11 protein-coding genes are annotated in these 10,874 nt (G+C 46.8%); 5 read left to right on the top strand and 6 right to left on the bottom strand.

Translation table 11 applies throughout. From position 1 onward, the window contains the following. Positions 1-6: 6 nt before the first annotated feature. The 3 genes from WD077_01450 to WD077_01460 are packed head-to-tail and all read right to left on the bottom strand — an operon-like array spanning position 7 to position 1,631. The gene (locus WD077_01450; protein ID MEX0965876.1) at positions 7-699 is read right to left on the bottom strand and encodes a TrkA family potassium uptake protein; all 693 of its coding nucleotides are present in this window, start codon (positions 697-699) and stop codon (positions 7-9) included. After that, positions 689-1,321, bottom strand: coding sequence for a uridine-cytidine kinase (locus WD077_01455; GenBank protein MEX0965877.1), 633 nt, complete (start codon positions 1,319-1,321; stop codon positions 689-691). The genes WD077_01450 and WD077_01455 overlap by 11 nt, the downstream gene beginning before the upstream one ends. 55 nt (positions 1,322-1,376) lie before the next feature. Further along, the gene (locus tag WD077_01460; GenBank protein ID MEX0965878.1) at positions 1,377-1,631 is read right to left on the bottom strand and encodes a Rho termination factor N-terminal domain-containing protein; all 255 of its coding nucleotides are present in this window, start codon (positions 1,629-1,631) and stop codon (positions 1,377-1,379) included. 228 nt (positions 1,632-1,859) lie between these two features. Between WD077_01460 and WD077_01465 the strand changes: the two genes are divergently transcribed. Then, entirely contained in the window at positions 1,860-2,330 is a 471-nt protein-coding gene (locus WD077_01465; protein MEX0965879.1) for a cytidine deaminase, read from the top strand. Positions 2,331-2,615: 285 nt separating this feature from the next. Here WD077_01465 and WD077_01470 read toward each other — a convergent pair whose 3' ends face one another. Both WD077_01470 and WD077_01475 read right to left on the bottom strand, forming a co-directional pair. Then, on the bottom strand, positions 2,616-4,961 hold the full coding sequence (locus tag WD077_01470; GenBank protein MEX0965880.1) for a TonB-dependent receptor: 2,346 nt from the start codon (positions 4,959-4,961) through the stop codon (positions 2,616-2,618). Between the two features lie 232 nt (positions 4,962-5,193). Next, positions 5,194-5,553: a hypothetical protein gene (locus WD077_01475; protein ID MEX0965881.1), complete on the bottom strand. Its 360-nt coding sequence runs from the start codon at positions 5,551-5,553 to the stop codon at positions 5,194-5,196. A gap of 670 nt (positions 5,554-6,223) precedes the next feature. Between WD077_01475 and hflK the strand changes: the two genes are divergently transcribed. The 4 genes from hflK to WD077_01495 all read left to right on the top strand — a co-directional run bounded on the left by hflK (position 6,224) and on the right by WD077_01495 (position 10,453). Then, positions 6,224-7,216, top strand: coding sequence for an FtsH protease activity modulator HflK (hflK, locus tag WD077_01480; GenBank protein ID MEX0965882.1), 993 nt, complete (start codon positions 6,224-6,226; stop codon positions 7,214-7,216). A gap of 35 nt (positions 7,217-7,251) precedes the next feature. Then, positions 7,252-8,196 carry a protease modulator HflC gene (gene hflC / locus WD077_01485; protein MEX0965883.1) on the top strand — a complete coding sequence of 315 codons (945 nt, stop codon included), beginning with the start codon at positions 7,252-7,254 and terminating at the stop codon, positions 8,194-8,196. Positions 8,197-8,281: 85 nt separating this feature from the next. Beyond that, on the top strand, positions 8,282-9,250 hold the full coding sequence (locus tag WD077_01490) for a glycosyltransferase family 2 protein (GenBank protein MEX0965884.1): 969 nt from the start codon (positions 8,282-8,284) through the stop codon (positions 9,248-9,250). A 147-nt stretch (positions 9,251-9,397) separates the two neighbouring features. Further along, positions 9,398-10,453 (top strand): oxidoreductase, encoded by a 1,056-nt coding sequence (locus tag WD077_01495; protein MEX0965885.1) that lies wholly within the window; start codon positions 9,398-9,400, stop codon positions 10,451-10,453. A 34-nt stretch (positions 10,454-10,487) separates the two neighbouring features. Here WD077_01495 and WD077_01500 read toward each other — a convergent pair. Continuing rightward, a partial coding sequence (locus tag WD077_01500; protein ID MEX0965886.1) for a gliding motility-associated C-terminal domain-containing protein occupies positions 10,488-10,874 on the bottom strand: 387 nt, incomplete at its 5' end.

The raw sequence follows: 10,874 nt of genomic DNA on the forward strand, positions 1-10,874 counted from the left end.
GGCTGGCTATGAATAGGCTTCAAGGAACTTTCGGATATGATTGCGCTTTCCCATTAGTATCAGCGTATCATTCGCGAAAATTACGGTATCGGCTTTGGGCACTCCTATCAGGTGGGATTTGGCAGTGACTTCCTCACCTTCTATTTCCTCGTAAGATCGCTGGATGGTGATCAGGTTCAGGTTAAACCGTTTCCTCAGGCCGGCCTCTGCCACCGTTTTACTGATGACTGCCTTTGGAGCCGTAATTTCTGCTATCTCATATTCGTCTGGCAATGAAAGGAACGTAACAATATCAGGATTGAGCAGCCGGTTGGCCACCAGCATTCCTACCTCATCCTCCGGTGAAAAGATCTCCTGGACGCCCATGCGCTGCAATATCTTGAGTTGCGTATCATTGGATGATCGTGTAATGATGCGCTTTACCTTCATTTCCAGCAGGAGCACTGTGCAAAGCAGGGTTGCTTCGAAATCGCTGCCGATGGCCACCACTACGGCATCCATATCCTGGACATTGTGGGCTTTCATGGCTTTCGGATCGGTGGCGTCCATTGCCACGGCATAGCTCACGTCCTCACTTATCAGGTCCACCTTCTCCATGTCTGCATCAATCGCAAGCACCTCTGCTCCCCTGGCAGCAAGCGTCCTCGCTATGGTTTGCCCAAACAGACCCAACCCAATGACAGCAAACTTATTCGCCATTGCATATAGCTTTTATGTGATGGCGGAGTAGCTCCAACCCCTTTTCCACCGTATGGTTATTCGTAACAATTAAATCGCATTCTTCACGATACGGCAGAAGGTATCTCCGATAAGCCGGCACTACGTGATAATCCCATTGATACATGACGGTTTCTTCGGGAATTCCCCGCTCCGTCATGTCGCGCCTCAGCCGCCTGCTGAGCCTGATGTCTTCGCGCGCATCCAGGAATACTTTCAGATCGAGCTGCCGCATTATTTCAGGAAAATAAAAGATAAACAGCCCCTCCACCACAATTACCGGTGCGGGCTGAAGCACTTTGGCCACCGGCCGGGCTTCAGGATTATTAAAGGTGTATTCCTGAACGGTTATGGTTTTTCCCTGATGCAGCGCCTGCAGGTCATTCCGGAATTTTTGCACGTCAATGCCTTCAGGAAGATCAAAATTCACTTCATTTTTCTCATCCTTAGGTTGCTCTTGCAGGGGGCGGTAGTAATCGTCCTGAGATATAATACCAAGATCGGTTTCAGGGAAACGCTCCCGTAATTGCTGCAACAAGTATGTTTTTCCCGAAGCACTGCCTCCGGCTATTCCTATCAGGTAGGTGGATTGAGTCTTCTTCAAACTGCCGTAGTTTTGGCTGCGAATTTAAGCGAAGCAGCCCTTATGAATTCAGCCATCAATGATTGCGAAGTTTATGGATCAGGTCGCTCTTGCTCATATCGGAGCGGCCTTCAATTCCCACTTCCTTTGCTTTTTCGTACAACTCCTCCTTTGTCCAATCCTCATAAGAGCTGCTCTTGCCACCCTTCTGCCCTGCTTTTTTGCCTGAAGTATTGGCAATACGTGCAGCCTTTTCCTTGCTTTCGCCTTCTCTTCGCAAAGCTTCATATCGCTTGTCGTCCTTAATCTGAGGTCCATGATCTTTAGCCATAACTGATTGTTTTTGGTTAAAATTTAAAAACAACAGGCAGGAACGAATGTTGAAAAAATTAACCTTTTAAATTTATTTTAAAAACGCAATAAGTTTATTTTAATATTAAAAAACTAAAGTAAAAAAGCTTTTATAATTAAATGCCTGAAATGTGGCTATGAACGGTAAACTATTACGCTTATATCGCCTGCCCCTGCCTAAGTTTGCAAACCCGATCGCAATTCAATTATGAAAAAACTAACGCGGACTACAGAGTTATTTATTTATGACAACATAGAGGATCTGCCTGCAGAAATCCGGGAATTGATCCATGAGAGCAAAAGGGCCGCAACTACGGCTTATGCGCCTTATTCTCATTTCCGGGTGGGAGCGGCTGTAAGGGTTGCCAGCGGTGAGATTATACCGGGCAGCAACCAGGAAAATGCGGCCTATCCCAGCGGACTTTGTGCGGAGCGGGTGGCGGTTTATGCTGCTGCCGCAAAATGTCCCGGCCAGGTAATCTCAGCCATTGCTATTCATGCCGCGGATTATCATTCTGAAGAAATCCCGGTCTCTCCCTGCGGAGATTGCCGGCAAAGCATTTTTGAATATGAACACCGGCAACGGCAGCCCATTCCTGTGTATCTTACAGGCAGTGGTAAAACTATATGGAAGTTTCCATCCCTGCGCTCGTTGTTGCCATTTCCATTTGAATTCTAAAATTAAAACCGCTAAATTTTAAACACCACTATGGGATTCTTTCTTTCATTAAAAAATAAATAGTAGTTAAGGATTTCTATTGAACTAAACAATTCATTAGATATAACTCATATTATTCCATTTCCTTGTGCAAGCAGGATTAGCCAGAAACAACACTCAAAATGAATGGGTTTTTCATGCTTTTGCCTCAGAACACTTTGATTATCCAAGAATATAAACAGATCAATTCTTGTTGATTTATCCGGGTTAAAGACAGATTGCCAGTTACTAAATGCCAATCGCCAATTAAAACCCTTCACCTTCTCCTCCATCGCCTTCCTGCCGTGGGGCGTTTTTCTTATTTTGATTGATCCTGTAGCTAAAACTCAGAAGCACCTGGCGGGCACGCCACTGGAATTCTGATTCTGCATAATAGTCCGCAGTTTCAGTAATGCTGCGCCACTTGCGGCTGTTCAGGAGATCGCGGCAACTCAGGGTGAGCGTTCCTTTTCCTTTGAGCACTTCAGTGGAAGCACCTGCATCAACCATATACAGAGACTTCCGTCTGCCCTGCGTGGTGATGCGCGGTGCGCGGTAGAAAAATGTGGTTTGCAAATCCACCCGTTGCTTTATTTTGATTTTTGAAGAACCCCTGGCTGACCATGTATAGGTGTCGCTTCCAAGAAGTTCTCCCTGATAGGAACCTTCCGTGATGGCGCGGTAAAAATTAAAATTAGCGGTTATTTTCCACCATTTCCGAATATCATAATTGCCATTAAACTCAAGTCCGTAAGCATTTTGCGTAGACAGGTTTACCGGGAACATGGTAACGAACCCGGTAGTGTCAGGCAACTGGATGCGCTCTATTACGCCTGTGCGATGCCGGTAATAAATCGTTGAGAGGATTGAACCATTCTTAAAATATTTAAGGTGGCCCAACTCAATGGAGTGCGTGTATTCCGGATCAAGGTCGGGGTTGCCGGAACGGAAATTACGGGGATCGCTGAAAGAAAAGAAGGGCAAAAGGTTCCTGAAGTGCGGACGGCTGAGCCTGCGGCTGTAGCTCAGTTGCAGTGTATTCTCCTTTTTCATTTCATAAGAAAAATGCAGGCTCGGAAACCAGTCGAGATAATTGCGTGGATTGCTGATCTGTGTTTCAACCAGCTCCGTGGTAATATCTGAATATTCTGCCCGGATGCCTGCCTGGTAAGAAAAATCCTTTATTTTATTTCCCGCCATTAAATAGCCTGCAAAAATGTTTTCTTCATAAGTGAATTCATCATCGAATTGCGGCAAAATGAGCCAGTCGCCAGACGCCTCCTGTTGTTCTACGGTATAGTCGTTCAGGATTCTGCGCATGGTACTTCTTGCCCCCATCTCCAATTTCCCGTCCTCGCTAAAGGGATGGATATAATCTGTCTGGAACAGCCAGTTCTGTTCATCCTCTTCATTGCTTGACCGCTGGTTGAGCGGGGGTCCTCCAAGATCGGTCGTTTCCACAATGTCAGACAATTCGGTATCATCATCTGATATCCATTTAAAATCGGCTGTGAATAACTGGTCCTTCTTTTTGAATGTTTTGCGGTATCCCAGCGACACCTCAATTTCGTTTTCTGTTTCCAGTTCCTCATCCTCCCGCGTAACGGTTTGAACCAGGCCGCCTTCCTGATTAAAATCGCGGTAGATTACTTGCGACCGGTTTGTTCCGGTGCCGTAGCTATAGAGGCCCGAAAGCGTAAGAGTGTTGTGCTCGTTCAGGAAAAAATCCGTTCCCAGTTGCAAATTATTGGAACGCTCAGAGCGGGTATGCTCACGCAAACGCTCATAAGAAAAGCTGGTATCCGGCAGCATAAATTGCTGAATTGAACTTCCCTGGCCGGGCGCACTGCGATAGTTGAGGCTATAATTTGAAAATACATTCACCCATTTTCTGCGGTAGTTCAGGTTGCCGCCAATACCATGATTGTGAGGCCATCCGGTAAATGCCTCAAAGCTGCCGTTAAAGCCATTTCGTTTTTCCTTTTTAAGGATAATATTAATAATGCCCACTTCGCCTTCCGCCTCATAGCGTGCTGAAGGATTGGTGATGACTTCGATGCTTTCAATCATATTTCCCTGCAATTGCCGCAGGGCATCCACGCTGGCCAGGCCCGAGGGCTTTCCGTCAATGAGGATGCGTACGTTCTGGCTCCCACGCAGGCTCACGTTCCCGTCAATATCCGTAGAAACAGAGGGTACATTCTCCAGGATCTCAACCGCATTTGAACCCTGGTTGCTGAGGTCGGTGCCCACATTAAAAACCCGTTTATCCAGCTTCAGCTCCATTTGGCTCCGCTCCTCAGTGATCTCAGCAGCTTTCAGCACCACTGAGCTTTGCCGCAACGTGATCCTTCCCAGATCCTTTGCCGAACTCTCAATGAGAATATCGGAGATAATTTCTGTTTGATATGAAACAAAACTCACGCGCAGATAATAGGAACCGGGGCGCGCCTCGATCAAAAACAGACCTTGCCCGTCAGTAGCGGCACCACCGGCCATAGATGAATCGCTGCTGTTAAACAGCGCTGCCGATGCATACATTATTGGACTTCCTTCCGCATCCACTACAGTACCCGTCAACTCCACCTTGTCACCGGATTGCGCATAAGCCATTGAAAATGAAATTAACAGACAAACAGTTAACAGAATATTGTACATAAAAAAATCAAAATCAGGTTGTGTGGCGGTCGGTTATGCCATAATAAAGCCGGGAACAACGGGGAATGTTGCACCCCTGCTCCCGTCTTTTTCAATTTGCTAAAACACAACTAATCGCGATAAATATCACCGATTTTGCGCCTGTCATTTTCTTTTCCTGCCTGTGGTGGCAGAGGTTCAAAAGGCGCTACTCCTGACCCACTTTCTTATTCTTCTTCATAGCCTCAATCAGGATCTCGACCAGTTGCGAAAAGATCTCCTCTTCCTTCTCCTCGCCCAGCAGCGGAATGTTGATCTTCTTATTGATGAAGCGGGTCAGATTATTCTTAAGCGCAGTGAAATCTGCTTCCCGTCCCGGCTCAAAACCTTCAGCAGAATCCTGCAGGGCGGCAAGCAATTCCTTTGGCAGTTCCTTCTCAAGGAGGTCCATGACCTTTCGTACTGCAAAATCCAGGATCCTGGCTTCCAGCTTTTCACCGATCACAGGCAGGTTGATCTTCACATTTAGCTTTTCTACAATCCATTGAATTTGTTCTTCGGTTAACATGATTTGTTATTTTAAATGATTACTCAAAATTATGCTTTAAAATACTTACCGCGGAAATTAATTTTTGAGATCGGATTTTTAGTCAATCTTCATTGTTTAAATTCTTGTTCAGCAGTGTAAAATTTCACTTATTTTTAAATTTAACAAAAATATTTTCTTTAATAATATTAATAATAAAATAATTCAACTGAGGGAAGATAATTCGACAATTTTAATGATCGTGTAAAAAAAGCTTTGCCAGAATATTATTACACCCTTTTGGGGTTTGTCCGGGGTTTTGTAATTGGTGTTTCTATAAACCTGACGTCCAGGCGAGGTTTTTCAGAAATTCCAAAGGAATGCAAGAAAAATAGCCAAAAGCAATCAGCGATTATATTGAACCCCGTAATGGAGATTCGCCATTGCCCATTGCCAATTACCCTTTGCGCCAAACTGTCAGCGAATGCTTTTATTGGCGGAAAACCTGCATCTAACAACATCCGGCAAGGCCATTGCCGTACGCCACCCGGCTTCAGAAATTGCTGAGCTAAAATGCTAATTTTTCGGTGGCAATTCTTGCCTTCTGGGGACTGAGGATATTTGGAAAGACAATATCCGCAGAATTGAGAAGTATGGGTTTCCGTACCTTCATCCCCGAAATTCATCCATTTAAATTAAAATAACCAATCTAATGGCAGACCAACAATTTTCAAATTATGACCGGGAGGATGTGAACAGGCTGGTGCGCAAGTACCTGAAACCTGCTATCACCATCATCCTTATACTGGTGCTCCTGTTCAGCACCATTTTCCAGGTAGAGCCTGAAGAAGTAGGCGTGATAACTCGTTTCGGAGCATTTGACCGCACCGTAGAATCAGGGCTGAATTTCAAGCTTCCCTTTATTGAAGATGTACAAAAGGTGGCAGTAGAACGCCAGCAAAAGCAGGAGTTCGGATTCAGGACAACAGGCGCAGATGTTCGTTCCTCCTATACGCGGGAAGGCAGCCGGGACGAATCCCTGATGCTGACGGGCGACCTGAACCTGGCAGATGTGGAATGGGTGGTGCAGTACCGAATCAGCGATCCTTATCAATACCTCTTTAAGGTACGGAATCCTGAAAGTACGCTGCATGATATTTCTGAAGCTTCCATGCGGCAAATCGTGGGAGACCGCACCGTGAACGAGGTATTGACCGTGGGCCGTACAGAAGTATCGGCAGAGGTACAGATACTGATGCAAACCCTCTGCGATGAATACATGCTGGGCCTGAAAATAGAGCAGGTTGTATTGCAGGATGTGAACCCGCCTGAACCGGTTAAAAATGCATTCAATGCCGTAAACCAGGCCCAGCAGGAAAAGGAAACGCTGATAAACCAGGCAAAATCCGAATACAATAAAGTAATTCCAAAGGCAAGCGGACAAGCGGAAGAAACGATTCAAAAAGCGGAAGGCTATGCCACGGAACGCGTAAATAACGCACAGGGCGAAGTGGCCCGGTTCAACGATCTGTATGCTGAATATATGAAAGCTCCGGAGGTTACCAAACGAAGGATCTACCTGGAAACCCTGGCGGAGGCCCTGCCTAAACTCGGCAACCGCATCATCCTGGATGAGGATGGCGAAAATGTGTTTCCGCTTTTGCAAATGCAGATGAAGGGAAAAACATTAAATTCAGTTGAATAATTAAAATTAAGAATTAAATTTTTAAACCAATCGAAATGAATACGAAGAAAATAATTTTTGGAGCCGTCATAGCCCTCGTCATTTTTATCCTGGCGATGCAAACGTTTTATGTTGTAAATGAAGAGGAGCAGGCCGTGATTACTCAGTTTGGCAGACCCGTAGGCGAAGCCATTACTTCACCGGGAGTACAGGTTAAAATTCCCTTTATTCAAAAAGTAAATTATTTTGACAAGCGATTTTTAGAATGGGACGGGGACCCGAACCAGGTGCCTACAAAAGACAAAAAGTTCATTTTTGTGGATAGTTATGCCCGCTGGCAAATTGTGGATCCTCTTCAGTTCTTTAAGCGCCTGACGAATGAGCGGGGCGCACAATCACGGCTGGATGATATACTTGACGGAGAAACGCGGGACTTCATCGCCAATCATTATCTGGAAGAAGCTGTCCGGTCGAGCAACAGGGAGCCGCTGGAAGCCGGGGCCATCAGTGAAATCATCGAGGATAGCCTGCCCGATATTTCGGTGGGCCGCCAGAAAATTCAGAATATGATTCAGGAAGCAGCCAATGCTGAAGCGGCTGATCTTGGCATCCGCATCCTGGATTTTCATTTTAAGCGCATGAATTATGTGGAAGAAGTGCAAATGCAGGTGTATGAACGAATGAAAAGCGAGCGATACCGCATAGCCGAGAAATTCCGGTCAGAAGGCCAGGGCGAGGCTTCGCGCATTAATGGCGAAAAGGAACGGGAACTGAAAACTATCCAGTCTGAAGCATTTAAAGAAGCACAAACAATCATGGGCCAGGCTGATGCAAAAGCTGCCAACATTTACGCCAGCGCCTACAATCAGAGTGCAAGCGCCCGTGAACTCTACAGCTTTTTAAAATCAATGGAAACCTTTAACACGACTTTTGATAAGGAAACCAATTTAATTATTTCTACTGATAGTGAATTATTTAAATATTTAAAGCAAATGCAATAGAAAGGGGATTTTTTAAAATGTGGGGTTTTACAATAATTTCCGTTTCCATTGCATAAAAGTTACCGGGCTTTTAAATATTTGATAAATGCCACCAGCGCCCCTGATCTCCATCCTGATGCCGGTGAAAAATGCCGGGAAATATTTACAGGAGACACTGGATTCCATTGCGGGGCAGACATGGAAGCACTGGGAATTAATTGCCATTGATGATGGAAGCGATGACGACAGCCGTGAAATTCTTTCGGCTTTTCAAAGCTGCAACCCCAGGGTGCGGTGGTTTCAGAACTCCGGCTCGGGCATCATCCCGGCTCTGAACCTGGCGTGGCAGAAAAGCATCGGATCCTTCATTACCCGAATGGATGCCGATGACCTGATGCCGCCAGAAAAGCTCCGCATCATGCTCCAGGCAGTTGAACAGAATCCCGGAGCCGTGGTGACAGGCCATGTGCAATACTTTTCCGGCAGCGGCCTTGTCAGCGATGGTTACATAAAGTATGCACAGTGGCTGAACCACCGGGTGGATCTTGCCGACCACTGGCAGTGCGTTTTCCGCGAATGTGTGATCGCCTCGCCCAACTGGCTTATTTCACGCAGGGATTTGCAGCAAACCGGAGCCTTTCACGGGCTTCATTATCCTGAAGATTATGATCTCATATTTCGTTGGTACCGGCATAAACTCCCTGTAGTTGGAATTCCTGCCATTACCCATCTTTGGCGCGAACATCCTGACCGCACCTCCCGCACATCACACTTTTACAGCCAGGAAGCTTTCTTCAGGCTGAAGGCAAAATGGTTTCTTAAATTGGACTATGATCCTGAAAGGCCTTTGCTCATTTTAGGCGAAGGCCGGAAAAATCAGTTGATCCAGCGAAACCTGATTAAACACCGAGTCCCGTTCAGCGTCATCACCAAAACCGGCATTGGCCGGTTAAAGCAAATCCTTAACCCACAAATACTGGTGGCCGTTTACCCGCCAAAACCTGCCCGGGAGGAGATAGAAAAATTATTCGAAAAACTAAATCTGGAACACGGCCGGCACTACTGGTGGTGGTGATGAGTTCGTATCTGTAACCAACGAATCCTTTGATCTTTCTCCCTTAAAATACACTGCGGAAAAATAAAAAAGGCCGGGATTCATCCTGGTTTCCCAAAAGCTGATATTTGAATAATTGCAACCATAGTTTTTATTTAAATTTTGACCATGAAAATGTTAATGCTTTGTCTCGCCAGCGTGGTTTTTATCACCTGTACGCACCGGCCCCGATCCGAAAACTCCATAAACCGCATCATTAGCTCCATTGATACTTTTCCGGTTCCAAGCAGCGTGCGGGCACTTCAGGTGGTGGATGAACGGACGATCTGGTTTGCCGGATCGAACGGGGTCTATGGATATACGGAAAATGGCGGAAGATCGTGGCAGATTGACAGCATCCCGGGAGATTCCATTGCACCGCACTTCCGCTCAGTAGCCGTAACCGCAGATGCCGTTTTCATGCTTTGCATTGGCTCGCCCGCAATTGTTTATAAGTCCGGAGACAAAGGAAATACCTGGCGCACCGTTTACCGCGAAAACCATCCGGATGCGTTTTACAACTCCATGAAATTCTGGAACGACCAGGAAGGCATCGCAATGGGCGATCCTACTGATGGCTGTCTCTCCATTCTCATTACAAATGACGGAGGTGAAACCTGGCGAAAACTACCTTGCAGCCAGTTGCCCGCCACAGCAGAAGGAGAAGCGGCTTTTGCCGCCAGCAATTCCAACATAGCACTTTCCGGCTCCCATGCCTGGGTTGTTACGGGAGGTGCTAAAGCGCGGATATTTCATACGCCAGATAAGGGACAAACATGGGCGGTGTACGAAACGCCCATCGCACAAGGCGGAAAAATGACCGGGATTTTCAGCACAGATTTCTACGATGAAAATAACGGGATAATCTTTGGCGGCAACTGGGAAGCACAACAGGAAAATGCCCGAAACAAAGCCATCACGCAGGATGGTGGTCGCACATGGAAACTTGTGGCAGATGGAAGCGAACCCGGATACCGTTCCTGCGTCAAATATATTCCGGGAGGTAATGGCAGGGAATTGATCGCGGTAGGTACGCCCGGAATTTCTTATTCAGGAAATGGCGGACAAAGCTGGAAAGAATTAAGCGCTGAAAGCTTCTACGCAATTGATTTTTCAAAGGATGGCAAAATCGCCTGGGTAGCCGGCAACAATAAAATTGGAAAGATCACCTGGAGCTCTAATTGAAAGGGCATCCAGGTAATATCCGGCAACCCAATCCCTACTCCACCACCGTCACAGTCCCCACCTCCCTCAGCACCTCACCATCAAAACCATTCACGGTGATGCGATAGAGGTAGACGCCAGACGGAGCGTTTGCGCCATTCCAGGGTTGGGAGGATTCGGTGGTGTAGATGAGTTCTCCCCAGCGGTTGAAGATTCGCATGGAGTAGGACTTGATCCAGGCGCCAGCGGGGCCGAAGCTGTCGTTGATGCCGTCTGCCTGGCCGGGCGAGAAGGCGTTGGGTATCCACAGTTTGGGGGCCTGGCGGGTGCAAACTACGATGGATTTGCTGCGGGCGAGGCTGTCGGAGCGGTGGGCGATGACCTGATAGCAGAAGGCAGGCAGGTCTTCCGGCAGGTCGCTGTCGGTAAAGCTGAGGCCGGT

This window comes from Bacteroidia bacterium (genome assembly GCA_040880525.1).
GTDB lineage: Bacteria > Bacteroidota > Bacteroidia > CAILMK01 > JBBDIG01 > JBBDIG01.